Raw genomic sequence first — 22794 nt, 5'->3', positions numbered from 1 at the left:
TTACTCCTCGACGTCGAATTTTTTATCGAGTTTGTTCATTTTCCACGCGTAGAAGAAAATGATCCCGATAAATGAAATGATCGAGCCTTGCTGGGCGAACCAGAAGCCGAGATCAGTACCACCGACAGCAATACCTGCCAGCATGGGACGCAGCAAAATGCCAAAGCCAAAGGAAACCAGGGCCCAGACCACCAGACAACAGGTGATCAGTCGCACGTTGGCCTTCCAGTACGCCGTTGCATTATTTTTTTCAGAATCCATGATTGCCTCCGGATTGAACGGGTTATTACACCTTCAACCTAACAGCAGACTCCGTCCAGCCAACAGCTAGACTTTGGTCTTAGACCTGCCGCCCATTCCCGGTTAAATTATAAAAACCTATTAAATTCAACCAGCTACCCATTCAGCGGGAGGCATTCTAGACCTTGGTATAGGGTAGTAACGCAAGGTCATAGACAGCGGATTCCGCCAGGCCGTGGCAACCCTGATGCTCACGGGAGAAAATATGCATCCCAAACACCTCGCATTGCTGGAGCAGGCTCCTCCCGGTAACGGCAGTGATGACCTCTGGGCACGGCTTTGTTGCGAACAGGCACTGCTGGCGCTGGAGGAAGGCAGTTATGCGGTAGGCGCGCTGCTGGTCAATCAGACCGGGGAGTTGCTGCTCAGTGGACGCAACCGGGTTTTCAGCAGCCACTATGGCAGCGCCCGGCATGCCGAAATGCAGGTAATCGATGAGCTGGAGACTTTGCATCCTGATCAGGATCGCCACACGCTGACCCTTTATGTGAGCCTGCAGCCCTGTCTGATGTGTTTTGCTCGCATCCTGCTCTCGGGCATTCCCCGGGTGCGCTATCTGGCCCGCGACCGCAACGGCGGCTTTAGCGGCCGCCGTACACGCCTGCCGCCGGCATGGGCCAATCTGGCTTCGCGGGTAAGTATTGCCCGGGCCAAAGTCGATCCCTACTGGAGCGAACTGGCCGAGCTTGCGGTCAACCGCTTGCAGGATCCTGCCGCCCTGCGCAACCGTGTCCTGTGGGCCTGGGCCGGAGGATGCGACCCGCAAGCTATCGCAAGGGATTGATGCTTGCCCGTTGCGGGAAGGAACCAGGGAACTATTGGTCTTGCCTGGCCTCCGGCACTGACTAGCAAGGCTCGGAGCACCTCCAGCAGCCCCACTTGCAGAGTCCTGCTGCGGCTGCCTGTAACCTCGAACCCGGCCACATTCATGACCGGGTTCATCTTCGCTACATATTGGCTTCGGCGAACTCGGCCAGTACAGAGCGCGGCACCCCTTGCAGGGTCACGTGCACCCCGTGCGGGAAGTCCTTGAAACGCTCGGTCAGGTAGGTCAGGCCCGAGCTGGGTGCCGACAGGTAAGGCGTATCGATCTGCGCCAGGTTACCCAGACAGACCACCTTCGAGCCGCTGCCGGCGCGGGTGATGATGGTTTTCATCTGGTGCGGGGTGAGGTTCTGGCACTCGTCGATGAGGATCAGGCTCTGCTGGAAGCTGCGGCCACGGATGTAGTTGAGCGATTTGAACTGCATCGGCACCTTTTGCAGGATGTAATCGACGCTGCCGTTGGTGCTCTCGTCCTCCATGTGCAGCGCCTCCAGGTTGTCGGTAATCGCACCCAGCCAGGGTTCCATTTTCTCCGCCTCGGTACCCGGCAGAAAGCCGATTTCCTGATCCAGCCCCTGCACACTACGGGTGGCGATAATGCGCCGGTAGCGCTTGCTGACCATGGTCTGTTCGATCGCTGCCGCCAGTGCCAGAATGGTCTTGCCGGAACCGGCAGCGCCGGACAGGTTGACCAGATGGATGTCCGGATCGAGCAGCGCATACAGTGCCAGCGACTGGTAGATATCCCGCGGACGCAGACCCCATGCCTCCTGATGCATCAATTGCTCGTGATGCATGTCGAGGATCAGCAGTTCGTTTTCACCAACTTCCTTGACCCAGCCGACAAAGCCCTGGGCATCGAGGATGAAGTCATTGATATGCACCGGCAGTTTTTCCAGCATCTGCACGGTGTGCCAGGTCTTGCCATGCCCCTGGCGGGTTTCCACCTTGTTGACCCGGTCCCAGAAGGAGCCCTCAAGGTCGTGATAACCCTGCGACAGCAGCGACACATCATCGACCAGCTGGTCGGTATGGTAATCCTCCGACTCGATTCCGCAGGCGCGCGCCTTCAGGCGCATGTTGATGTCCTTGGTCACCAGCACCACGCTGGTGCCCGGATGACGGCTGCGCAGTTCGACCAGCTGGTTGATGATCTTGTTGTCGTTGAGGTTTTCCGGCAGCAGCATGATCGGCTCGGCGCGCCGGCTCATCAGGATCGACATGCTACCGCGCGGCCCGCTCTTGCCGCGTTGGATCGGTACCCCCCTCTCCACCTGTTCAGGGGTAGCCTCGCCGAGAATCTGGTCAATCATGCGGATCGCCTGGCGGCACTCGGCTGCCACCGAGTGCTTGCCGGCCTTGAGCTTGTCCAGCTCCTCGAGCACGGTCATCGGAATGGCTACGTGGTGTTCTTCGAAATTCAGCAACGCATTGGGATCGTGGATCAGGACATTGGTATCAAGGACGTAGAGGATTGGCTGCTCGGTACTTGCGCGTCCGCTTTGATCCATACTCGGTCACCTCATGCAATTGACGGTGACGGATTGCCTGCGCGGCGCTCCGCCGGAATTTGAGACCGACCAGCCGCAAGCTACGCAAGTGAAGACGCCACCTGTGTTGGCAGGTTGCGGCGGTCTAGGTTGTTAATACCGCATTTCCGACCATGGAAAAAAGCGCTTTTCGCCCTCAGCGGCTTATTTTTCACATTCGACAGAAAGTGCTTGGCGTGACCTGTCATGGCCGTTAGAGTCGGTAGTCCGCCCCGCCGGAAAACCAGCTTTTTTCGCCAGAGCAGACCCGCTGGCAGTTTTCTCCCGCGCCCCGAACACTTCCTCCGCAAGACCTCCAGCAGCCCTGTCACGGCATTGCGCCGGTGCCGCAATTTGCCGGCCAATCTGCGGCCAGCCGCCGGCCCGTACAAGCACATGGGTTAGAATTGCCGGCACCAAAGTGCACTAGTGTCCCGTCCGGTTAGTTAGTGCAGTCAATTCCAAACAAACCCTGCGAGACACTTGCATGTTGATGGTGATTTCCCCGGCGAAGACGCTGGACTACGACTCGGAACCGGTTACCACACGCTTTACCCAGCCCGAACATCTCGATCAGGCACAGCTGTTGATCGAGCAGTTGCGCCAGCTCAACCCCGCGCAAATCGGCAAGTTGATGAAACTCTCCGATCCGCTGGCCGGACTGAACGCCGCCCGTTACGGCAGCTGGCAGACACCCTTCACTACAGACAACGCACGGCAGGCGCTGCTGGCATTCAAGGGCGATGTGTATACCGGCCTGGCGGTCGAGGACTTCAGCGCAGCGGATTTCGACTTCGCCCAGCAGCACCTGCGCATGCTCTCCGGGTTGTATGGCCTGTTGCGTCCGCTCGACCTGATGCAGGCTTACCGCCTGGAAATGGGCACCAGACTGACCAACCCGCGCGGCAAGAACCTCTATGAGTTCTGGGGCGAGCGCATCAGCAGCTGGCTGAACCAGGCGCTGGCCAAACAGGGCGATGACATCCTGCTCAATCTGGCCTCCAATGAGTACTTCAGTTCGGTCAAGCGCAAGGTGCTGAATGCGCGGGTCATCGAAACCGAATTCAAAGACCTGAAAAACGGCCAGTACAAGATCATCAGCTTCTACGCCAAAAAAGCCCGTGGCCTGATGGCGCGCTACGTGATCAAAAATCAGCTGCGCGATCCCGTTGCCCTGCAGCAATTCGATGCGCAGGGTTATCGCTACAGCGCAGAGCAGTCCAGCGCCGACAAACTGGTGTTCCTGCGCGACCATCCGCAAGATGTGTGATCAATACCCTTCATCGTTATGTGTTGCCGCCCGACACGCATCACATTCATCGCAATTCAAATAGGAGCAAGCATGCCTCTCCCCGTCGTTCTAATCAGTGGCTGTTCCAGCGGTATCGGCCGGGCGCTGGCGGATGCCTTCAAGGCCGCCGGGTATCAGGTCTGGGCCGGTGCCCGCAAAGCCGCAGACCTCGAGCAACTGAACGCAGCGGGATTCCGGGGAGTGGCACTGGATGTCAACGATGCCCGGGTGATCGGGCAGATGGTCGAGCGTCTGAGTAGCGAAGCCGGCCGGCTGGATGTGCTGATCAACAACGCCGGCTACGGCGGTATCGGCCCGCTGCTCGACGGCGGCGTGGAAGCCATGCGTCAGCAGTTCGAAACCAACCTGTTCTCGCTGGTCGGCGTGACCCGCGCCTGCTTCCCGTTGCTGCGTGCGAGCAAGGGGCTGGTGGTGAATATCGGCAGCGTTTCCGGGGTGCTGACCACCCCGTTTGCCGGCGCCTACTGTGCCTCGAAAGCAGCGGTGCACTCACTATCCGATGCGCTGCGCATGGAGCTGGCGCCCTTCTCCATCGAAGTAATGGAAGTGCAGCCGGGAGCGATTGCCTCCAATTTTGGCGCCAACGCCAGCCAGCATGCGGAGCAGCTGATCAACGAGTCTTCGCCCTGGTGGCCGCTACGCGACGGCATCCGCACACGGGCGAATGTCTCTCAGGAAAAACCCACACCGGCTGCCGAGTTTGCCCGGCAACTGCTACGGGCTGTGCAGCGCTCACCGCGCAAACGTCTGGTGCGCCTTGGCCATGGCAGCCACAGCCTGCCGCTGATGGCGCGCTTGCTGCCTCAGGGCCTGCTGGAAAAGGCTCTGACCAAGCGCTTCGGTCTGAACCGCAAGCTGTAAGCCTGCTCAGGGCGCCAGTTGCGCTGCGGCCAGTACCGGCCGCGGCTGACGGAACACCAGCACATTGCCCAGCATCACCAGCAGCAGCCCGAGCAGGCCCGGCAGGGTCCACTGATAGCCCTCCAGCACCGCCGAGATATTCAGCGCCACCAGCGGAAACAGCACCGTGCAATACGCCGCACGTTCCGGCCCCATGCGCCCGACCAGCGTCAGGTAAGCGGTGAAACCGATCACCGAGCCGGGAATCGCCAGGTACAACAGGGAACCCAGATAGCGCGGCGAGCTGTCGAAGCTCAACGGCACCCCCGTCACCACACAGTAGCCGGCCAGAATCAGCGCCCCGTAAAGCATGCCCCAGGCATTGGTGCTCAGCGGACGCAGACCGGCCTGCTGCTGCACGCTGGACAGCATGTTGCCGGCCGAGAAAAACAGCGTGCCCAGCAGGGCCAGGCCCAGCCCCCGGAGGGTCTCGCGGCTGGCGGTATGGTCAGCCAGTTCGGGCCAGAACAGCAGGCTCAGGCCGCCCAGACCGAACAGGCCGCCCCACAGCACATTGGCCGCAAGCCGCCGGCCGAAGAACAAGCGCGCATTCAGTGCATTCCATAAAGTGGCCGTGGAAAACACCACCGCGACCAGCCCGCTGGGTATCCATTGGCTGGCAGTGTAGAAACACATGAAATTCAGACAGAACAGGCACAGACCCTGCAGCAGGCAGAACAGCTGGCCACGACGACCGAGTACCTGCAGTTTTCCGCTGAGGCGCAGCAACACGAACAGCACCAGCGCCGCCAGCGCAAAGCGATAGGCAATCGACAGCGGAATTGCCACCTCGCCCAGCTGAAGTTTGAGGGCGATCCAGGTGGTGCCCCAGATCAGTACGGTAAGCAAATACAGCGACAGATTCATGCCACGACTCCGGAAAATTGCCGCCAGTCTGGCAGCAAACCACCTGTTAGCGCTTGCAAAATCTTGCGTTTGGCTGGAGCCGTGATCCGCTCAGTCAAGCCCGCATGCATTCCGGCAGCAGCGCTACCGATACCCGACGGCCAGGCAAGCAGTCAACCGCACACCTGCGCATTCAATCCAGCGGCAGTTCGCTGGTGCGTTTGACTTCGCTCATGGCGATATGCGAATGCGCTTCCTGCACGTGCGGGCGTTGCAGCAGGTGGTCGCGCAGGAAGCGCTCGTAGCCGGTCATATCCTTGGCCACCACCTTCAACAGGTAGTCCGAGCCACCGGCCATGGTGTAGCACTCCAGCACCTCCGGATAACCGACCACCGCCTGCTCGAACTCCTGCAGGTGACTGCGGCCATGGGCCGACAGTTTGATGTCGACAAACACGGTGATGCTGAAGCCGAGCTTCTTGTGATTAAGCAAGGCGACCTTGCGTTCGATCAGCCCTTCTTCCTGCATACGGTTGATTCGCCGCCAGCACGGCGACTGGGACAGCCCGACTTTTTCTGCCACCTCGGCCGCAGACAGATCGGCGTTGCGCTGCAGCAGGCGCAGAATCTTGCGATCAATGGGGCTCAGACTGTCCTGCATGAATAATTCCCGTATTTCAGCTTTACTGAATAAGACATGCAAAACATTGCCGTTTCAACCTGAAAAAGAAAGAAAAGCGCAACCGCTCGATCCTATTCTTGTTCAGCTGTTGCATGCAGTGATCCTGCCGGCAACCCGACCGCGCAGGCATTAACCGGTGCCCGCGCAGCTCTCGATACCCACAAGAGGAGCGCCCGCATGTCTCTGGCCGAAATTCATCTGGATGACAAGTACAGTCTTGCCACCGGACACCTGTACCTCACCGGCACCCAGGCGCTGACGCGCTTGCCCATGCTGCAGAAGCAACGCGATACGGCCAACGGCCTGAACACCGCCTGTTTCATCTCCGGCTATCGCGGCTCGCCACTGGGCAATCTGGACAAGAGCCTGTGGGAAGCCAAGACCTTCCTGCAGGCCAATAACATCCACTTCCAGCCCGGGGTTAACGAAGAGTTGGCCGCCACCTCGGTATGGGGCAGCCAGCAAACCAGCCTGTTTCCCGGTGCGCGTTACGACGGCGTGTTTGCCATGTGGTACGGCAAGGGGCCGGGGGTGGACCGCTGTGGCGATGTGTTCAAGCACGGCAACTCGGCCGGGGTCTCCGAGCATGGCGGCGTGCTGCTGCTGGCCGGCGATGACCATGGCTGCAAGTCGTCGAGCATCGCCAACCAGAGCGAGCATGCGTTTATCGCCGCGTCGATCCCGGTACTCAATCCGGCCGACGTTCAGGAGCTGCTCGATTACGGAATCATCGGCTGGGAACTGTCGCGTTACAGCGGTTGCTGGGTAGCCTTGAAAACCATCGCCGAGAACGTCGACTCCTCCGCCGTGGTCGAGGTCGATCCGTTGCGGGTCACGGTGAAGATTCCCGAGGACTTCGTGCTGCCCGAAGATGGTGTGTACATCCGCTGGCCGGACCCGCCGCTGGCCCAGGAAGCCCGCCTCAACACTTACAAGATTTACGCCGCGCGCGCCTTCGCCCGCGCCAACCAGCTGAACCGGGTAATGCTCGATTCGCCGAACCCACGGCTGGGCATCATCACCACCGGCAAGTCCTATCTGGACGTGCGCCAGGCCCTGGAAGACCTTGGGCTGGACGAAGCGCTTTGTGCCCAGGTTGGCTTGCGCGTGCTCAAGGTCGGCATGAGCTGGCCGCTGGAACCGGTATCGGTGCATGAGTTCGCCCAGGGGCTGGACGAGATTCTGGTGGTCGAGGAAAAACGCAGCATCATCGAAGATCAGGTCACCGGCCAGCTGTACAACTGGCCGGTGGAAAAACGCCCACGGGTGGTCGGCGAGTTCGACGAGGGCGGCACGTCCCTGCTGCCGAACCTCTCCGAGCTGACCCCGGCGATGATTGCCCGGGTGATTGCCAGGCGTCTGGCGCCGATCTACTGCAGCGCAACCATCGAAGAACGCCTGGACTTCCTCGCCGCCAAGGAAGCTTCGCTGGCCGCGCCCCGGCACCACACCCTGCGCACCCCGCATTTCTGCTCCGGCTGCCCGCACAACACCTCGACCAGACTGCCGGATGGCAGTCGCGCCCAGGGCGGCATCGGTTGCCACTACATGACCCAGTGGATGGATCGCAACACCGACACCTTTACCCAGATGGGTGGCGAGGGCGCGACCTGGATCGGTCAGGCACCCTTCACCGACACTCCGCACATCTTCCAGAACCTTGGCGACGGCACCTATTTCCACTCCGGCCAACTGGCCCTGCGCGCCGCCGTGGCCGCCGGCGTCAACATCACCTACAAGATTCTCTACAACGATGCGGTGGCCATGACCGGTGGCCAGCCGATCGATGGCGAGCTGCGCGTCGACCAGCTCAGCCAGCAGGTGTTCGCCGAAGGGGTGAAACGCATTGCGCTGGTCAGCGACAAGCCGGAAAAGTACCCGAGCCGCGAAACCTTCGCGCCGATAGTGACCTTCCACCACCGCAGTGAGCTGGACGCCGTGCAGCGCGAGCTGCGCGAATTCAAGGGCTGCTCGGTGCTCATTTACGACCAGACCTGCGCTACCGAGAAACGTCGCCGGCGCAAGCGCGGCAAGCTGGTCGATCCGCAGCAGCGCGTGTTCATCAACCCGGCGGTGTGCGAAGGTTGTGGCGACTGCGGGGTCAAATCCAATTGCCTGTCGGTGCTGCCGCTGGAGACCGAACTGGGGCGCAAGCGCGAGATCGACCAGAACTCCTGCAACAAGGACTTTTCCTGCGTCGAGGGTTTCTGCCCGAGCTTCGTCAGCGTGCACGGTGGCAGCCTGCGCAAGCCCGAGGCGCTGGGTGCCAAGGCACTGTTCGTGGCCCTGCCGGAGCCGCGCCAGCCAAGTCTGCAACGACCGTGGAACATCCTGATGCCGGGTGTCGGCGGCACGGGCGTGACCACCGCCAGCGCGCTGCTGGGCATGGCCGCACATCTGGAAGGCAAGGGTTGCAGCGTGCTCGATCAGGCCGGACTGGCGCAGAAATTCGGCCCGGTGATTACCCATATCCGCATCGCGGCCAAACAGGACGACATCTTCGCCGTGCGCATTGCTGCCGGCGAGACCGACCTGCTGGTTGGCTGCGACCTGGTGGTCGCCGCTAGCGAAGAAGCCCTGGCCAAGCTGAATGACAAGATCGCCCACGCGGTGATCAACAGCCATGAAGCCGCCACCGCCGAGTTCACCCGCAACCCGGATGCGCAGATACCCGGCGCAGCCATGCGTGAGGCGCTGATCGAAGCGGTGGGCGAAGGCAAGTGCCATTTCGTCGACGCTACCCACCTGGCTACCCGCCTGCTCGGCGACAGCATCGCCAGCAATCTGTTCATGCTCGGCTTCGCCTACCAGCAAGGTCTGCTACCGGTTTCCGCCGAGGCTATCGCCAAGGCCATCGAACTCAACGGCGTGGCCGTTGCGCTCAACCAGCAAGCCTTCCTCTGGGGCCGCCGCGCTGCCCACGATCTGCCTGCGGTGGAAAAGCTGGCGCAGCCGACGCCAGTCAAGGCGCCTTGCGTGACCCTGGACGAACTGCTCGACGACCGCGCAGCGCGACTTGTCGCTTATCAGAATGGACGTTATGCCGCGCGCTATCGTGCACTGGTGCAGCGGGTCAGTGCCGCTGACCCGGGTGCCGATCAGGCGCTGAGCAAAGCGGTCGCGCGTTACTACTTCAAGCTGCTGGCCTACAAGGACGAATATGAGGTCGCCCGGCTGTACAGCGACGGCAGCTTTATCCAGCAACTACAGGAACAGTTTGCCGGTGATTACCGCCTGCAGTTCCACCTGGCGCCATCCTGGCTGAGCCAGACCGATGCCGGCGGACAGCCACGCAAACGCCAGTTCGGCCCGTGGATGCTCAAGGCCTTCGGCTTGCTGGCGCACTTCAAGTTCCTCCGCGGCACGCTGTTCGACCCCTTCGGCCACAGCCCCGAACGCAAGCTCGAGCAGGCGTTGATCGGCGAGTACGAGGCACTGATCGAGCTGCTGCTCAAGCAGTTGCGCCCGGACAACTACCGAACCGCAGTAGCGCTGGCTGAATTGCCGGAACAGATTCGCGGCTACGGTCACGTCAAGGAGCATTCGGTAATCAAGGCCCGCGCACAGGCCGAGCAGCTCAAGGCACGGCTGCTGGCCAGCGAGATCGCGACAGTGCAACTGTGCGAGCCGGCGGCCTGAGCTGCTGTTCACTAGCGGAGCCAGCTGGCTGGCTCCGCTACCCGCCAGTTCAGCAGAAACACCCGCCCGGGAGCACCTGCCCGGTGTTCGCTGACCTGCAGAAAAACCGGGCCGAACTTTGCCGACCTCAAAATGCAAAACCCCCGCACGAGGCGGGGGTTTTGTTGAACAGCGAGGCTGGTCGGCTTACATCATGCCGCCCATACCACCCATGCCGCCCATACCGCCCATATCCGGCATGCCGCCACCAGCGGCCTTGTCTTCCGGAATCTCGGCGATCATGGCTTCGGTGGTGATCATCAGGCTGGCTACGGACACAGCGGCCTGCAATGCAGAGCGGGTTACCTTGGCCGGATCGAGAATACCCATCTCGATCATGTCACCGTATTCACCGGTCGCTGCGTTGTAGCCGAAGTTGCCGGTACCCTGCTTGACCTTGTCGACCACTACGCTCGGCTCGTCACCGGAGTTGGCAACGATCTGGCGCAGCGGCGCTTCAACGGCACGACGCAGCAGCGCGATACCAACGTCCTGATCGGCGTTGTCGCCTTTCAGCTCACTGATGGCCAGCAAAGCGCGCACCAGGGCCACGCCGCCGCCAGGTACCACGCCTTCTTCAACGGCTGCACGGGTAGCGTGCAGGGCGTCTTCAACGCGGGCTTTCTTCTCTTTCATTTCCACTTCGGAACCGGCGCCGACCTTGATTACGGCAACACCGCCAGCCAGTTTGGCCAGACGCTCTTGCAGCTTCTCTTTGTCGTAGTCGGACGTGGTGTCTTCGATCTGCTTGCGGATCTGCAGTACACGGGCCTGGATGTCGTTCTGCACGCCATCACCGTCGATGATGGTGGTGTTTTCCTTGCTCAGGATCACGCGCTTGGCGTTACCCAGATGCTCCAGAGTGGCGCCTTCCAGGCTCAGACCGATTTCTTCGGAGATCACGGTACCGCCAGTCAGAACAGCGATGTCCTGCAGCATGGCTTTGCGGCGATCGCCGAAGCCCGGTGCCTTGACCGCAGCAACCTTGACGATGCCGCGCATGTTGTTCACTACCAGAGTCGCCAGGGCTTCGCCTTCAACGTCTTCGGCAACGATCAGCAACGGACGACCGGACTTGGCCACGGCTTCGAGCACCGGCAGCAGTTCACGGATGTTGGAGATCTTTTTGTCGACCAACAGGATCAGCGGGCTTTCCAGCTCGGCAACCATGGTGTCCGGCTTGTTGATGAAGTACGGCGACAGGTAACCACGGTCGAACTGCATGCCTTCAACGACCGACAGTTCGTTTTCCAGACCCGAACCTTCCTCAACAGTGATCACGCCTTCCTTGCCGACTTTTTCCATGGCTTCGGCAATGATGTCGCCGATGGAATTGTCCGAGTTGGCGGAGATGGTACCCACCTGGGCGATGGCCTTGGTGTCGGCGCAAGGCTTGGACTGGGTTTTCAGCTGGGCCACGATGGCGATGGTCGCCTTGTCGATGCCGCGCTTGAGATCCATCGGGTTCATGCCGGCAGCGACGGCTTTCAGGCCTTCGTTGACGATGGCCTGAGCCAGTACGGTAGCAGTGGTGGTGCCGTCACCGGCGTCATCGTTGGCGCGCGAGGCGACGTCCTTGACCAGCTGGGCGCCCATGTTTTCAAAGCGGTCCTTCAGCTCGATTTCCTTGGCAACGGATACGCCATCCTTGGTGATGGTCGGAGCGCCGTAGCTCTTCTCGATGATCACGTTACGGCCTTTCGGGCCGAGGGTAGCTTTGACCGCGTCAGCCAGGACGTTTACGCCAGCCAGCATCTTCTTGCGTGCGGAGTCACCAAATTTAACTTCTTTTGCAGCCATGATCGGTATTCCTCAATTCGTTTCGTAGAACAGAATTCATTGCGACGATGTCGTAAAACCGGCTATCAGTCTTCAACGACAGCCAGGATTTCGCTTTCGCTCATCACCAGCAGGTCTTCGCCGTCAACCTTGACGGTGTTGCTGCCGGAATAAGGGCCAAATACCACCTTGTCACCCACTTTCACGGCGACAGGGCGTACTTCACCGCTTTTCAGCACACGGCCGGCGCCTACAGCGACGATTTCCCCACGATTCGGCTTCTCGGCAGCCGAGCCAGGCAGCACGATGCCACCGGCAGTCTTGGTTTCTTCTTCGCTGCGACGAATAACGACGCGGTCATGCAGTGGACGAAGCTTCATTATCGATATCTCCCTAGTGTTGATGATGCGCCAGTGCCCGGCACTGACGGTTTTCTTGAGTCCGGCGGCGCCGGTTGCAGCATGCAACGCACACTGCGAAGTCTGTTTGCCTGAACGGCAAGCACCTTGCGGTGATCAGTAGATGGTGGGTGTCGAAAGCGATTTCAAGGGCTGCAGCGATATTTTTTACTGGTCACGCCGCTCGAACTCGCCCTCGATGACATTGGGACGCTCGGGCGCATTGCGCGCCTGCAAATCATCGGCAAATGCCCGCTGGCGCATGGCCTGCTCCTCGATCCGCGCCAGCAGGCGGCGCAGGATCAGGCGCCTGGTAAACGGCAGCAGACACAGCAGACCGATTACATCGCTGATGAATCCCGGCAGGATCAGCAAACCTCCGCCAAGTGCAACCAGCATGCCCTCGAGCATTTCCCGCTCGGGCGCCTCGCCGCGGGCCAGTTTTTCCCGCGCACGCAAGGCAGTGGCCAGCCCGGCGACGCGCAACAAGGTGCTGCCGAGCACGGCCGAAACTATCAGTAGCAGCAGCGTCGGCAATACGCCAATGACCCCGCCTACCTTGATCAGCAGCGCCAGCTCAAGAAAGGGGAACACGAGGAATAACAAGAAAAACATCAGAAAAATCCTTGAAGGATGCTGCGCATCCGTAACGGGTTAGATGAAGGTTAGCGCAGAACAATTCAAGTCAGGCACTGACCGCTGGTCGCCTGACTGTCAGGCCAGCGCTCTGCACCGGCCAGCGCTACCAGCGCCTGACGCACCGCACCTGCGGTGCTGCAGGGCTGGGGAAACTCCAGCCAGTGCAGAGCCTGGCCGATACGCAGATGAAAGCCTTCGCTGTCGATCCCGACCAGTTCGGCCGGGGCATTCTCCGGTAACCCGGCAAGTTTTACGTAATGGCCGATAGCCGCCGCATGGTCACTGTTCATATGCTCCACCATCGAGGCTTCAGCCGCACGCTCAAACGGATTGCCCAGCGTCACCTGATCCAGCCAGTGAATGGCGCCAAAACCGCCGATATAGCGGGCACGCACCGGTTGCAACTGCCAGAAATCGAAATCATGCACCTCGTGGTAATCCGCTGAATCCGGAAAGTAGCGGTAATAGCGCTCTGCAGCAGCCTCGATGGCTGGCGGATCGACCAGTTGCCGCGCCTCGGCCAGCAGGGTCAGCCGCCCGGCGGCCTGCACATCCACCGCCGCCCGCTCACCGACCAGCAGCGAGCAACGGCAGTCCAGTTGCAGGTTATGCGTATGCTGGGCGATCCGGCTGATCAAAAGAAGCGGCCAGCCATGGGCATCCAGGCAATACGGCACCAGCGAGCCAAACGGGAAGCCCGGCATGGCTTTGGAGTGCGTAGAAAGTACCCCCCGGTATTCCTTGAGCAGCAATTCTCGGGCATGCTTTGCGGCCTTCGAGTTCACCTTGTGACTCCTTGAAAGAAAATCGTCATACACGGACCAGCGTCGGTTCCCTGCCTGGGGGCCGACACCGGTACAGCAATCCACACCTTCAGGGGATAAGCAAATGCAATTGAAAGACAAAGTCATCGTGATCACCGGAGGCGGCCAGGGTCTTGGCCGTGCCATGGCCGAGTATCTGGCCGCCAAAGGCGCCAGGCTGGCGCTGGTTGACCTCAACCAGGAACGTCTCGATGAAGCAGTTGCTGCCTGTCAGGCCGCTGGCACAGAAGCACGTTCCTATCTGTGCAATGTCGCCAATGAAGAACAGGTCATCCACATGGTGAGCCAGGTCGCCGCAGATTTCGGTGCGATCAACGGTCTGGTCAACAATGCCGGCATCCTGCGTGACGGCCTGACCATCAAGGTCAAGGACGGCGAAATGAGCAAAATGTCGCTGGCCCAGTGGCAAGCGGTGATCGACGTCAACCTGACCGGCGTATTCCTCTGCACCCGTGAAGTGGCAGCGAAGATGATCGAACTGAAGAATCAGGGCGCCATCGTCAACATTTCCTCGATTTCCCGAGCCGGCAACATGGGCCAGGCCAACTACTCCGCCGCCAAGGCGGGCGTGGCCGCCGATACCGTGGTCTGGGCCAAGGAACTGGCGCGTTACGGCATCCGCGTGGCGGGCGTAGCGCCGGGCTTTATCGAAACCGAGATGACCGGCAGCATGCGCCCGGAAGTCCTGGCCAAAGTCACTGCGACCATTCCGCTGCAGCGCATGGGCAAGCCGGCCGAGATTGCCCACTCGGTGGCCTACATCATGGAAAACGACTACTACACCGGTCGTATTCTGGAGCTGGATGGCGGCGCGCGTCTGTAATCTGCCGGCATAAGCCCCGGCTGCCCACGCAGCAGGGGCCCTGCTACCAGGCGACCCCCATTCCCAGTGTGTAATGCTCTTCAGACCCGGACTCTCTCGAGCCGCCGACCTGATCCAACTCATAGAGCAGCGAAAGGCGCGCCCATTCATTCAGGCGATAGCGCAAGCCGGCCTCGCCATCAAACACATAATCGATTTGGCCTTCTGTCGGCATGACTATTTGTGCTGTGCTGAAGAACTCCATGCGCGATCCCCAGAAAACCCGCTTGTAATCCCACTCGCCCGAATAAGCATCAAATTCGATATCACCTTTGGAACTTCTGACTTTGCCACGACCCAACTGGCCAATCAGATCAAAGCGTCCCAGTTCGTTATCCCAGAACTGATAGCCTGGCCCGAGGCCATACAGGCTCTGGCGCTCGATATCGCCGAAATCGTCACGCAGTTCGGAAACACTGCCACGCACGAACCATTGCTGCGTAAAAAAACGGTCCAGGTCATACTCGGCTTGCCAATTGCTTTCGGTTTCTTCACCGTTTTCCTTTTCGCGCTCATATTCACCATCAAGCACGTGCCGCCAGAGGCCATGACGAACACGGCTATCCCCGGACACTGAAAAATTGTTGGTATTGTTGTCATCGCGATCCATATCCAGATCCAGATCGGCGTTGCCTTCCCAGACCAGATCCTCGAGCAGCGGACGCGGCGGAATCAACTGCTGAATATCGCTCAAAGCCACTTCGCGGCTATCGCCATTAATCACCTTGACCTTGCCATTATCCGCCGCCTGTAGCTGGCGGCTGGATTCCTGCTCGAAACCTGATTGCTTGACCAGCAGAGGTTTTGACGAGTTCAGCGTGGCGATATCCTTCCAGTCGATGAGCACTCTTCCGGCATACTTGGTCTTGAGTGCCAGTTTGCCGCCATCCAGCAGCACTATGTCACCTGTCAGGCGATCACCATTCTTCAGCCAGACGGTATCGGCGGCAGCCGGCAAGCCGACACAGCACAACAACAGCCACAGGTTTTGCCAGCGCATGCAGAATTCAACTCCGAAATTAACCGCAGAGCATGCCCGTCCCGGGTTGTCGCTGGCAAGCAGCGCAGAGCGCCGGGAAGCCCTGTATCTGACTCTGGCCAGCATTCCTGCCGGCAAGGTGCTCAGCTATGGGCAACTGGCGGCAATCTCCGGCGTGCCACGCGGCGCGCGCTGGGCGGCGCGGACCCTGTCACAGCTGCCTCAAGGCACCAGCCTGCCCTGGCATCGGGTGATCACCGCCTCGGGCCGCCCCGGACTGGGCCCGGACTGTCCATCCGGCGTTGAGCAGCGGCTAAGGCTGCGCGAGGAAGGCATCAGCCTGACGAATGACCGGGTCAACATGCGGCTGCATGGGTGGCATCCAACCCCGCTGAACGGGTAAAGTTGGCTCTTTGTTCAGAATCAAGCCCTGATGCCGACTCACTCCTGGCGCGATGCGCTGAAAATCTACTCCAGTCCCGCCTCCATTGCCCTGTTGCTGCTCGGCTTTGCCGCCGGCCTGCCGTACATGCTGGTATTTTCCACCCTGTCGGTGTGGTTGCGGGAAAGCGGCGTCGATCTGAAAACCATTGCCTTCGCCAGCCTGATCGGCCTGACCTATGCGTTCAAGTGGGTCTGGTCACCGCTGCTCGATCAATGGCGCCTGCCGATACTGGGTCGCCTCGGCCGCCGGCGCTCCTGGCTGGTGCTGTCGCAGAGTCTGGTCGCCATCGGCCTGGCGGGCATGGCGCTGTGCGATCCCAAGGAAAGCCTGAGCATGCTGATCAGCCTGGCCGTGCTGGTGGCCTTTGCATCGGCCACCCAGGACGTTGCGGTCGATGCCTACCGGCTGGAGATTGCCGAGAACGAAAGCCAGGCGGCGCTGGCAGCCACCTACATGGCCGGCTACCGGATTGCCGCCCTGTTCGCCACGGCCGGTGCGCTGTATTTCGCCGACTGGTTTGGCGCCAGCTCGCCCACTTATCAGTACAGCGCCTGGGCCGGCACCTACCTGCTGTTCGCCATGCTGATGATGCCGGCGATCATCTGCAGCCTGCTGATCCGCGAGCCGAATGTACCGGAAAAAACCCAGCAAGCCGCCATGAGCTTCGGCATCAAGCACCAGCTGATCTCGGTCATAGTGCTGATTGTGTTGCTGATTTCCGTGCCCGCGATGTTCACCCAGTTCTACCGCAGCGACTGGCACAGCCTGGCCACCGAGAGCGCAGGCCTGGTCGACCTGCTGATGAATGACCGGCCGTTTCTGCGTGCCCTGATGTATACCCTGCTCACCGGCCTGTGCCTGTCGGCATTCGGTCGCCGCGGTCTGGCACCGGTACTCACACCGATCAGTGACTTCGTGCAGCGCTATCGCTGGCAGGCACTGCTGATGCTCGGCCTGATCTCGACCTACCGCATGTCGGACACCGTGATGGGCGTGATGGCCAACGTGTTCTATATCGACATGGGCTTCAGCAAGGACCAGATCGCCAGTATCAGCAAGCTGTTCGGGCTGTTCATGACCCTGTTCGGCGCTGGCGCGGGCGGCCTGCTGATCGTGCGCTTCGGCATCATGCCGATTCTGTTCCTCGGCGGCATTGCCTCGGCGGCCACCAACCTGCTGTTCGCCATGCTGTCCGGCATGGGCGCCGATGTGCAGATGCTGATCGTCACCATCTGTTTCGACAATTTCAGCTCGGGCCTGGCCACCACGGCTTTCGTGGCCTATCTCTCCAGCCTGACCAACCTGAAGTTTTCCGCGACCCAGTACGCCCTGCTCAGCTCGATCATGCTGTTGCTGCCAAGGCTGCTGGGCGGCTACTCGGGCACCATGGTCGAGCGTGTCGGTTATGCCGACTTCTTCAGCCTCACCGCGCTACTGGGTATTCCGACCCTGCTGCTGATTCTGCTGCAATGGCGACGCGAGCGTGTATTGGCCAGTCGCTTGCCTGACGCAAAAGTGCTCCCGGAGCCGGAGCAGCCCTGAACCCGCGTTCAAGGCTGCGCCCAGACGCTTAGCCGGCCTGCACCAGGTGCACCACCCGCTGCGGGAAGGGAATACCGATACCGGCGGCGCTGAGTTGCTCTTTGGCCTGTTCGATAAAGTCGAAGTTCACCGCCCAGAAATCCGCCGTTGCCACCCAGACGCGCAATTGCAGGTTGACAGCGTTATCGCCCAACCCGGTAACCATCACCGCCGGGGCCGGCTCGCTGCGCACCCGCGGATCGGCCGCAATCTGCAGCAGAACGGCACGTGCCTGCTTGATATCGCTGGCGTAATCGATGCCGACATTGATGTCGACGCGGCGAGAAGCTTCCCGTGAATAATTGACGATATGCCCATTCGACAGGCTGCCGTTGGGCAGGATAACCACCTTGTTATCGCCGGTTTTCAGCGTGGTATGGAATATCTGGATACTGTCGACCGATCCTGCCACACCCTGCGCCTCGATCCAGTCGCCAATCCGGAACGGGCGAAACACCATGATCAGCACGCCACCGGCAAAGTTCGACAGACTGCCCTGCAGCGCCAGACCTACTGCCAGGCCGGCAGCGCCGATGACGGCAATGAACGAGGTAGTCTCCACGCCCACCATCGAGGCCACACTGACCAGCAGCAATATCTTCAGCACGATGCTTGCCAGGCTGCCGATAAAACCATGCAGGGCCCGATCAACCTCACGCCCGTCCAGCGTCCGGCCCACCTTGCGCACCAGCATATTGATCAGCCACCAGCCGAGCAGCAGGGTGAGCAACGCCAGGGTCAGTTTGCCCGCGTAATTGAGCAACAGCGGCAACCAGTCCTGGGACATCTTCATTACATTTTCCAGACTCAACAACTCCACGAAAAACTCCTTATCCATTGATTGAATTCAACAAAGCCGAATCTATCAGCCCCGGCAAGGGATGATGTTCCGGTGTGACCTGACGGGACCGGGGCAGCGGCCGTAACCACCACTGCCGCAATCCGGCGCACGCGACTCAGTCGCGGAAATTGGTGAACTGCAGGGGCATGCCCTGCTCCTTGCTGCGCAGCAAGGCGATGGCTTCCTGCAAGTCGTCGCGCTTCTTGCCGGTAATGCGCACCTGCTCGCCCTGGATCGCCGCCTGTACTTTCAACTTGGCATCCTTGACCTGCGCCACGATTTTCTTGGCCAGTTCCTTGTCGATACCTTCGCGCAACAGCACTTCCTGTTTCATCACCTTGCCCGACGGATAGGCGTCCTTGTATTCGAGGCATTTCAGGTCGATTTTGCGCTTGACCATCGACTGCTCGAGAATCGGCCGCATCTGCTCCAGCAGGAAATCCGACTCGGCCGTCAGCGTTGCGGTTTTTTCCTTGTATTCCAGACTGCACTTGCCGCGCAGGTCATAGCGACGCTCCAGCTCCTTGGCGGTGTTATCAATCGCGTTGGTGACTTCATGCAGGTCCAGTTCGGACACCACGTCAAACGATGGCATAAATTTTCTCCAGATGAGCGGCATGTCACGCCCTACAGGCGGACACCACCTAGCTTGCGGTATGGGGGTGGGTTCATTATAACTGTGCAGACAACTAACCGCTGCGGCAATGGACTGCAGCCAACCCACCAGGCTAGCGAGCGTTTAATGCAGAACACCCATCTCAGCATAATGGTGGTGGATGACGCCAAATTTTCCAGCGCAGTGATTGGCCGGGAGCTGAACAATGCCGGCTACCAGGATGTGCGCTTCGCCAGCAGTGCCAAGGAAGCAATCGGCCTGCTGGAAAAACGGCCTGCCAGCGTGCTCCTCGCCGACTGGCTGATGCCCGATGTCAACGGTCTCCAGCTGACCGAGCAGGTTCGCCAGCTGGATGAAACCACCGAACACTACACCTACGTGATTCTGCTTACCGGCCGTGAAGGCGACAACGTACTCGGCGAAGCCTTCGAGCACGGCGTGGACGACTTCATCAACAAGGCCGTGATGCACGAGCAACTGCTGCCACGCATTTACGCCGCCGACCGCCTCTGCCACACCTTGCAGCGCCTGCTGCAAAGCAACCGCTTGCTGGCACGTAATGTCGCCAACCTCGAACAACGCAATCTGGTCGAACCGGTTACCGGACTCGGCAACCTGCGCTACCTGCAACAGCGCCTGTCGGACAGCCTGCGCCAGATCGAGTCGCGCGGCGGTGCCATGTGTTATCTGCTGATCGGCCTGAAAGATATTCCCGCACTGCAAAACCAGCACGGCCCGGGCTTCCAGGAAGAACTGCTGCATTGCGTGGCGCGCCGGCTGCAACAACTGGTGCGCCCGATGGACACTCTGGTGTGCATTGATGACCATCACTTCGGGCTGTTGACCGTGCTGGAGAACCTCAGCGAGTGTTCACCGAGCAGCTTCAAGCGCCTGCATGACGGCCTGAATCTGAAAGCTTTCAAAACCAGTGAGGGCTTTGTCAGCCTCAAGGCCGGTATTGCCCTGGTCGGCATGGACAAGAAAGCCCTGCCGCAAAAGGTTGACGACCTGCTGCAGCTTGCCGAAAAAATCCTGCCAGATTCCTATGACTCCGGTCGGGTCACAGCACTGCGTCTACCGCTGCCGGCCTGATCGCAACCGATGTCCTGGCATGTTCTCGGCGCAGGCAGTCTGGGCCTGCTCTGGGCGGGCCGTCTGGCCGCCAGCGGCCTGCCGACCAGTCTGCTCCTGCGCAACCAGGCCAGCCTGGATAGTTTTCTGCAAGCAGGCACAATCGCCATTACCCGTCAGCAGCAGAGCACAGCGGTTGCCCTGTCCGCGCAAACCGCGGCAACCGATGAACCGATTCGCCGCCTGATCCTCGCCTGCAAGGCCTACGACGCCGAAACCGCCATCGCCAGCATCGCCCAGCGTCTGGTTGATGGCGCCGATGTCTTGCTGCTGCAGAATGGTCTGGGCAGCCAGGCCGCAGTTGCCGCGCAGATCCCCCAGGCACGCTGCATCCTGCTGTCGAGCACCGAGGGTGCCTTTCGCGATGGCAGCTTCTCGGTGAACTTCGCCGGAGCAGGGCAGAACTGGCTCGGCGATCCGCACAACCCGGCCCCTCCGGACTGGCTGAATGAACTGCAGCAAGCCGGCATCCCCCACCAATGGACCACCTCGATTGACCAGCGCCTGTGGCGCAAGCTGGCGGTCAATTGCGCAATCAATCCACTCTGCGTGCTGCACGCCTGCCGCAACGGCGGGCTGCTGGAACATCTGCAGGAAGTGCACGGCCTGTGCCTTGAACTCGTCACCCTGCTCGAGCAGTGCGCGGGAAGCTCAAGTGCTGCCGGGCTGTTTGCCGAGGTTGAACAGATCATCCGCGCCACGGCCAGCAACCAGTGCTCGATGCTGCAGGATGTCCAGCGCGGGCAACGCACCGAGATCCGCTACCTGCTCGGTCATGCCTGTACCCAGGCCCATCAGCGCGGCTTGCCGGTGCCACAACTTGACGCGCTGCAGCAGCGCCTGCGCGCCCAGCTGTTAGTCCTGGGCCTGCCCGACGACTGAATCGCTGCTGAACATTTGCGCCCGATCCTTTACCCTGCGCAGCCAGATCACTACCAGCAACAGGCCAAAACCCATGGGACAACGACTGTCGAAAATCTACACGCGAACCGGCGACCAGGGCGAAACCGGTCTGGCTGACGGCCGGCGGGTGAGCAAGGATCATCCGCGCGTGGAAGCCATGGGTGAGGTCGACAGCCTGAACAGCCAGCTCGGACTGCTGCTGGCAGAGCTGCAATTGCAACTGCCAGCCTGCCCGGCGCTGGCCGAATTGCAGCAGGTACTCGCACCCTGCCAGCACCGCCTGTTCGATCTCGGCGGCGAACTGGCCATGCCGGATTACCAGGCCGTCACCGCGGCACATATCGGGCAACTGGAACAGGCAATCGATCGCTGGAACGAAGAACTCGGGCCGCTGCAGAATTTCATCCTGCCCGGTGGTTCGCGGTTGATCGCGCAAGCCCATGTCTGCCGCAGCGAGGCGCGCACCGCTGAACGCCGCTGCCAGCAACTGAATGCACTGGAAGCCCTGCGGCCGACGCTGCTGGCCTACCTGAACCGGCTTTCCGACTTGCTCTTCGTTGCCTCGCGGCTGATCGCCAAACGTCAGGGCATCGCCGAGATACTCTGGCAGGAAGCTGAAAAACCCGACTGATTATTGGCTAGTGTTGTAGGCCCTGTTGCGTAGGGCGGGCTTCAGCCCACCGTCACGAAGTCAGGCCCTTGGTGGGCTGAAGACCACCCTACACTTTGTCCAACATGTACCAGACAGGCCAGCTCTAGCCGTGAGAGCGTCGCCCCCGGCGCGAGTTTTTGTACTATTTGCAAGCACTTTCGCGGCGGGTCGCCGCCCCCTCAACACGGTACAGCCACTAGAACTTGCCGTGACGACCCTGCCCGGCCTTGAAGCGGCTGGCCCCTTCCAGGGTTTCGCCGCTTTCCAGCACCTTCAGGCCGCCGGCAAATTCGTTGGCCAGCGCCTCGGCAAACGGCAACGACCATTGTGCGTAGGCACTGGCACGGTCCGCGAGCATGCAGCGTTGCGGAAAGGCGGCAATCTCTGAGGCCAGCTGTTCGGCAGCCGCACGGCTCGCACCCGGCGCCACCACCCGATTGACCAGACCCATCTGCAGGGCTTCTTCGGCCTGTACCGGCCTGCCGGTGAGGATCATATCCAGCGCCCGGCCCTGACCGATGATGCGCGGCAAACGCACCGTGCCACCATCAATCAGCGGTACGCCGAAGCGCCGGCAGAACACCCCGAGCACCGCATCGCTGGCCATCACGCGCAGATCCGCCAGCAGCGCCAGCTCCAGTCCACCGGCCACCGCATAGCCTTCGATGGCCGCAATCAGCGGCTTGCCCAGACTCATGCGGCTTGGCCCCATCGGACCGTCACCTTCGACTTCCAGCCGGTTGCGCCGCGCACCGTCCTCAGCCACTGCGGCCAGATCGGCCCCGGCACAGAAGGTACCGGCGTTACCGGTGAGCACCGCAACCCGCGCCTGCGCATCGGCTTCGAACGCACGCAGCGCCGCTGCCAGCGCTTCGGCAGTCGGCCGGTCCACCGCGTTGCGCACCTGCGGACGATCAAGAATGATCGTGGTGACCGGACCGTTCTTCTCGATCAATACCGACATACCTACCTCCTCGAATTACCCAGGCAGGACAGGTCATGCAGCTGCCAAGCCCCTCTGCCCAACCCTCTCCCCAAAGGGGCGAGGGGGCACCAGCCGCTGGCCAGTGGT

22 protein-coding genes are annotated in these 22794 nt (G+C 60.9%); 10 read left to right on the top strand and 12 right to left on the bottom strand.

Going from position 1 to position 22794, the window contains the following annotated elements; all coding sequences use genetic code 11:
* A complete protein-coding gene (locus tag BLT89_RS03195; RefSeq protein WP_090193065.1) occupies positions 1-261 on the bottom strand; it encodes a DUF4212 domain-containing protein in 261 nt (86 codons plus the stop codon).
* 244 nt (positions 262-505) lie between these two features.
* Between BLT89_RS03195 and BLT89_RS03190 the strand changes: the two genes are divergently transcribed.
* Positions 506-1084 (top strand): nucleoside deaminase, encoded by a 579-nt coding sequence (locus BLT89_RS03190; protein ID WP_090193064.1) that lies wholly within the window; start codon positions 506-508, stop codon positions 1082-1084.
* Between the two features lie 163 nt (positions 1085-1247).
* Here the strand turns inward: BLT89_RS03190 and BLT89_RS03185 are convergent, their stop codons facing one another.
* Entirely contained in the window at positions 1248-2636 is a 1389-nt protein-coding gene (locus BLT89_RS03185) for a PhoH family protein (RefSeq protein ID WP_090193063.1), read from the bottom strand.
* A gap of 505 nt (positions 2637-3141) precedes the next feature.
* Here BLT89_RS03185 and yaaA point away from each other — a divergent pair.
* On the top strand, positions 3142-3924 hold the full coding sequence (gene yaaA, locus BLT89_RS03180) for a peroxide stress protein YaaA (protein WP_090193062.1): 783 nt from the start codon (positions 3142-3144) through the stop codon (positions 3922-3924).
* Positions 3925-3996: 72 nt separating this feature from the next.
* Entirely contained in the window at positions 3997-4827 is an 831-nt protein-coding gene (locus BLT89_RS03175) for an SDR family oxidoreductase (RefSeq protein ID WP_090193061.1), read from the top strand.
* A 6-nt stretch (positions 4828-4833) separates the two neighbouring features.
* Here the strand turns inward: BLT89_RS03175 and BLT89_RS03170 are convergent, their stop codons facing one another.
* Both BLT89_RS03170 and BLT89_RS03165 read right to left on the bottom strand, forming a co-directional pair.
* Positions 4834-5733, bottom strand: a complete 900-nt coding sequence (locus BLT89_RS03170; protein ID WP_090193060.1) for a DMT family transporter — start codon at positions 5731-5733, stop codon at positions 4834-4836.
* 172 nt (positions 5734-5905) lie between these two features.
* Positions 5906-6373, bottom strand: a complete 468-nt coding sequence (locus BLT89_RS03165; RefSeq protein WP_090193059.1) for an Lrp/AsnC family transcriptional regulator — start codon at positions 6371-6373, stop codon at positions 5906-5908.
* Positions 6374-6571: 198 nt separating this feature from the next.
* Here BLT89_RS03165 and BLT89_RS03160 point away from each other — a divergent pair, with 198 nt between their 5' ends.
* Positions 6572-10033 (top strand): indolepyruvate ferredoxin oxidoreductase family protein, encoded by a 3462-nt coding sequence (locus BLT89_RS03160; RefSeq protein WP_090193058.1) that lies wholly within the window; start codon positions 6572-6574, stop codon positions 10031-10033.
* A gap of 186 nt (positions 10034-10219) precedes the next feature.
* Here the strand turns inward: BLT89_RS03160 and groL are convergent, their stop codons facing one another.
* From groL to BLT89_RS03140, 4 genes are all read right to left on the bottom strand, one after another.
* Positions 10220-11872: a chaperonin GroEL gene (gene groL, locus BLT89_RS03155; RefSeq protein ID WP_090193057.1), complete on the bottom strand. Its 1653-nt coding sequence runs from the start codon at positions 11870-11872 to the stop codon at positions 10220-10222.
* A 65-nt stretch (positions 11873-11937) separates the two neighbouring features.
* The gene (locus BLT89_RS03150; RefSeq protein ID WP_090193056.1) at positions 11938-12231 is read right to left on the bottom strand and encodes a co-chaperone GroES; all 294 of its coding nucleotides are present in this window, start codon (positions 12229-12231) and stop codon (positions 11938-11940) included.
* 186 nt (positions 12232-12417) lie between these two features.
* Entirely contained in the window at positions 12418-12864 is a 447-nt protein-coding gene (locus BLT89_RS03145; RefSeq protein ID WP_090193055.1) for an FxsA family protein, read from the bottom strand.
* Between the two features lie 65 nt (positions 12865-12929).
* The gene (locus tag BLT89_RS03140; protein ID WP_090193054.1) at positions 12930-13673 is read right to left on the bottom strand and encodes a HugZ family pyridoxamine 5'-phosphate oxidase; all 744 of its coding nucleotides are present in this window, start codon (positions 13671-13673) and stop codon (positions 12930-12932) included.
* Between the two features lie 103 nt (positions 13674-13776).
* Between BLT89_RS03140 and BLT89_RS03135 the strand changes: the two genes are divergently transcribed.
* Entirely contained in the window at positions 13777-14535 is a 759-nt protein-coding gene (locus tag BLT89_RS03135) for an SDR family oxidoreductase (protein ID WP_090193053.1), read from the top strand.
* A gap of 43 nt (positions 14536-14578) precedes the next feature.
* Here BLT89_RS03135 and BLT89_RS03130 read toward each other — a convergent pair whose 3' ends face one another.
* Positions 14579-15574: a DUF481 domain-containing protein gene (locus BLT89_RS03130; RefSeq protein WP_090193052.1), complete on the bottom strand. Its 996-nt coding sequence runs from the start codon at positions 15572-15574 to the stop codon at positions 14579-14581.
* Here BLT89_RS03130 and BLT89_RS03125 point away from each other — a divergent pair.
* Both BLT89_RS03125 and BLT89_RS03120 read left to right on the top strand, forming a co-directional pair.
* Complete coding sequence (locus BLT89_RS03125; RefSeq protein WP_090193051.1) at positions 15573-15956, top strand: MGMT family protein; 384 nt, start codon at positions 15573-15575, stop codon at positions 15954-15956. The genes BLT89_RS03130 and BLT89_RS03125 overlap by 2 nt on opposite strands.
* A 30-nt stretch (positions 15957-15986) precedes the next feature.
* Positions 15987-17540, top strand: coding sequence for an AmpG family muropeptide MFS transporter (locus tag BLT89_RS03120; RefSeq protein WP_090193050.1), 1554 nt, complete (start codon positions 15987-15989; stop codon positions 17538-17540).
* Positions 17541-17568: 28 nt separating this feature from the next.
* On the opposite strand, the gene BLT89_RS03115 is transcribed toward BLT89_RS03120, so the two are convergent.
* The gene (locus BLT89_RS03115; RefSeq protein ID WP_090193049.1) at positions 17569-18417 is read right to left on the bottom strand and encodes a mechanosensitive ion channel family protein; all 849 of its coding nucleotides are present in this window, start codon (positions 18415-18417) and stop codon (positions 17569-17571) included.
* A gap of 118 nt (positions 18418-18535) precedes the next feature.
* Positions 18536-19015, bottom strand: coding sequence for a YajQ family cyclic di-GMP-binding protein (locus BLT89_RS03110; RefSeq protein ID WP_090193048.1), 480 nt, complete (start codon positions 19013-19015; stop codon positions 18536-18538).
* Positions 19016-19162: 147 nt separating this feature from the next.
* Here BLT89_RS03110 and BLT89_RS03105 point away from each other — a divergent pair, with 147 nt between their 5' ends.
* The 3 genes from BLT89_RS03105 (at position 19163) to BLT89_RS03095 (ending at position 21701) form a co-directional block, all read left to right on the top strand.
* Entirely contained in the window at positions 19163-20128 is a 966-nt protein-coding gene (locus tag BLT89_RS03105; RefSeq protein WP_090193047.1) for a GGDEF domain-containing response regulator, read from the top strand.
* A 9-nt stretch (positions 20129-20137) separates the two neighbouring features.
* Positions 20138-21049 (top strand): putative 2-dehydropantoate 2-reductase, encoded by a 912-nt coding sequence (locus tag BLT89_RS03100; protein WP_090193046.1) that lies wholly within the window; start codon positions 20138-20140, stop codon positions 21047-21049.
* Positions 21050-21122: 73 nt separating this feature from the next.
* Positions 21123-21701 (top strand): cob(I)yrinic acid a,c-diamide adenosyltransferase, encoded by a 579-nt coding sequence (locus BLT89_RS03095; protein WP_090193045.1) that lies wholly within the window; start codon positions 21123-21125, stop codon positions 21699-21701.
* 217 nt (positions 21702-21918) lie between these two features.
* Here the strand turns inward: BLT89_RS03095 and BLT89_RS03090 are convergent, their stop codons facing one another.
* Positions 21919-22686 (bottom strand): crotonase/enoyl-CoA hydratase family protein, encoded by a 768-nt coding sequence (locus tag BLT89_RS03090; protein ID WP_090193044.1) that lies wholly within the window; start codon positions 22684-22686, stop codon positions 21919-21921.
* Between the last annotated feature and the right edge of the window lie 108 nt (positions 22687-22794).

Source organism: Pseudomonas pohangensis, assembly GCF_900105995.1.
GTDB lineage: Bacteria > Pseudomonadota > Gammaproteobacteria > Pseudomonadales > Pseudomonadaceae > Aquipseudomonas > Aquipseudomonas pohangensis.
Note: the sequence above shows the minus strand (reverse complement) of the source record. Positions and strands in the feature narration are given on the sequence as shown.